Raw genomic sequence first — 2681 nt, 5'->3', positions numbered from 1 at the left:
CCGATCCGGCACACCTGTGCGCACGTGCCGATCCGGCACACCTGAGCGCACTTGCCGATCCGGCACACCGGAGCGCACTTGCCGATCCGGCAAACCTGGGCGATAGTGAGGGGGTACCCCTCCGGGCGCCGCAACTTTGCCCAGGGGGGTCGGCTCACGCATGTCGGGGGCCTTCGCCGCTCGTCACCCGAGACGGGCGTGTGCCGTACGTGATGACGAGCGACGATGTGTGTCGCGAGCCGTCGCGCCTATTGGGGGGTGTCTCGGTGCGCCTGTTCTCTGTTTTCCGTCGTCGTGTGGTCGCGGTGGCCGCGGCATCCGTCAGTGTCGTCGTGATCGCCGCGGGCCTCGTCGCGATCGCCGCGCCCGCGCAGGCCGCCACCATCAACGCCTCGCAGGGCATCGTCAAGACGGCGATCCTCCCGAGCACGCCGCTCACGCCGGGCACGTCGTTCTCGTATCGGCTCGACTTCAGCTGCGGCACCTCGATCACGGGCGTCACCGGATGTGACACCACGACCATCACCGACCTGCTGCCCGAGTGGATCGACTACGTCGGTGCGAGCTCGTTCCCGGGCACCGCCCCCGGAACCGTCACGACCTCCGCGGTCGGAGACCGCACCCAGGTGGTGCTGGCCTTCACCGCCCCCGTGCAGACTCCGTCGGCGTCGACCGGACTGCCGCTGGGGTCGTACCAGATGGACATCCAGGTGCGGGTGTCGCCGAACGCGCCGTGGACCATCGACGGCACGACGATTCCGAACACCGCGAACATCGCGTCGGCGAACGCCGACCCCAAGTCGAGCACCGCGACCGTCACTCCCGTCGTGCCGCAGACCCCTGCAGCCACGGCGGACAAGTCGTTCTCCCCGACCCAGAACTTCAACACCCCGGGGCTCACGACCACCCTGACGCTCACCGGCACGAACACCACCAACGGCCCCGCCGACAGCCTCGTCGTGCAGGATCCGGCCGGGCCCGGCAACCCGCCGACCGGCGCGACGAGCCCGTTCCACTACCTCGCCTTCACCGGGTTCGGCGCGATGACCCTGCCCGCGGGCGCGACCGGCGTCACCGCCGAGGTCTACTCGTCGCTGGACAGCCAGTGGCACACCGTCTACACCGGCGCCGGTCCGCCGGTCTACCCGACCACCGGTGCGCCCGATCCGGCGGACGTCTACGGTGTGCGCTTCACCTACACCGGCGCGACTGGGGCCGCCATCGAGCGCGGCGCAGCGGGAGTCGCCGCGGTCGCCCTCGCCCAGCGCGCGAACGTCGCGGGCCTGCCGGCGACGACCGTGAGCAACAGCATCACCGCGAGCGCGACGCTCGGCACGCTCACGGCGAACTCGCCGCTCGTGAGCAAGAACTACCAGATCGTCCCCTACGGACTGCAGGTGACGGCGGCGAAGACCTTCGACGCCGACCAGGTCAAGGCCGGCGACCCGACCACGGTGCGCCTCGGCGCGACGAACGCGGGGACCGTCGGGCTCCGCTCCCTGTCGATCACCGAGCCGGGCGCCGCGACGACGAGCCCGAACCCGCTCGCCGACGAGCTCACCTTCGCGGGCTTCGGGCAGGTCGGCACGAGCACGACGGGTGTGCAGTGGCCCGACGGCGCCACCTCGGCGACCATCGTCTACACGTATTCCGACAACACGACCTCGGCGCCCCTCTCGACCACGACGGCCGACACGATCCCCGCCCCCGATGTCGCGACGCGCGTCGTCGGCTTCACGGTCACCTTCTCCTCCACGGCCACCGGCGGGATCGTCCCCGGCGCCGAGGCGAAGCTGCCGTTCATCGCGAACACCTCGCGTCCGACGCCGCTTCCCGACCGCACCGACGTGGTCAACGCCGTCGATGTGACCGGTGTCGCCGTCGACGACCCCTCTCGCACGGCGACGGCCCACGCGCAGGACACGCTCTCGATCTACGGTGACCGTCTCGGCGTGACCGTCGCGAAGACGATCACGCCGGGTCAGGGATACCTCACCGCCGGCCAGCAGTTCATCGCGCAGATCCCCGCGACGGTCGCCGGATTCCCGGCGACGACGGTGAACCCCACCCAGGTCGTCGTGACCGACTCCGACGCGCTGTCGGCCGACTGGTGGGACCTGTATGACGCCACCCAGCTCACGCAGCTCGGCATCCCCGGGAACGCCAGCCTCACCGTGCAGTACCAGACTGCGCCAGGCGTGTGGACGAACCTGCCGGGAGCGATCGGCCTGACCGCTCCGCCGCAGTACCGCACGATCGACATCCCCTCCTCACTGTCGGGGTCTATCACCGGGCTCCGTTTCGTCTACGACGCGCTGAGTGGGCAGAGCTTCGCCCCGGGTTCGACCTTCCAGCCGAACATCACCTTCACCACTCGGGCCGTGACCCGGTCCAGCTCGACCCCGATCGGGTCGGTGCCGACCAATGCGACCATCCCCGGACCGGGATCGGGCACGACCGACGTCGTGCAGCGCGCGAACTGCGGATCGGCGGATGCCTCGGCGACGAGCCCCGCGCTCTCGGCGACGACGGTGAACACCTCGCCGTGCGCCGTCGTGAACCTGGTTCCGCTCGGGGGAGGGAGCGGAACAGGCCCCGACCTCGTCGACAAGTCGCTCAACCCGATCGCGCTGACGGAGCGTACGCAGGCCACCGCGACGGGAACCCTCAACTGGTCGACG

At 70.5% G+C, this 2681-nt stretch carries 1 pseudogene; it reads left to right on the top strand.

From position 1 onward, the window contains the following. Positions 1–266 precede the first annotated feature (266 nt). Positions 267–2681 (top strand): annotated as a pseudogene (locus ASG00_RS00325) (hypothetical protein); the annotation flags it as partial.

Source organism: Microbacterium sp. Leaf351 (genome assembly GCF_001423825.1).
Taxonomy (GTDB): Bacteria; Actinomycetota; Actinomycetes; order Actinomycetales; family Microbacteriaceae; genus Microbacterium; species Microbacterium ginsengisoli.
This window is presented reverse-complemented; position numbering and strand designations above follow the sequence as displayed.